Raw genomic sequence first — 392 nt, 5'->3', positions numbered from 1 at the left:
GCCATGGGCTACGCGCTCAAGCCGGTCAAGCGCGACGAACTCGTGCAGGCCCTGGAGCGCATGGAGGCGAAATTCACCCAGGCCCTGCGCCGCGTGCTGGTGGTGGAGGACGACGACCGCCAGCGCGAGAGCATGGGGCACCTGCTCGCCAACGGCGACGTGGAGATCGTCGGCGCCGAGACCGCCCAGCGCGCGCTGCAGCTGCTGCGCGAGAGCACCTTCGACTGCATGGTCATGGACCTGAACCTGCCCGACCTGAGCGGCTACGAACTGCTGGAGCAGATGGCCGGCCAGGAGGACGTGGCCTTCCCGCCGGTGATCGTCTACACCGGCCGCTCGCTTTCCCGCGACGAGGAGCAGCGGCTGCGGCGCTTCTCCAAGTCGATCATCAT

The 392-nt window shown here is 68.4% G+C and carries 1 protein-coding gene; it reads left to right on the top strand.

All coding sequences use genetic code 11. The annotated features are described in order from the left end of the window. Positions 1–392 (top strand): response regulator (locus GVL52_RS32680; RefSeq protein WP_160012807.1); only part of this gene is annotated, 392 nt, incomplete at both ends.

Origin of the sequence: Rhizobium sp. 18055, assembly GCF_902706285.1 — a bacterium.
GTDB lineage: Bacteria > Pseudomonadota > Alphaproteobacteria > Rhizobiales > Rhizobiaceae > Rhizobium.
The sequence above is the reverse complement of the archived record's forward strand: the minus strand, read 5'-3'. Positions and strand labels throughout refer to the sequence as shown.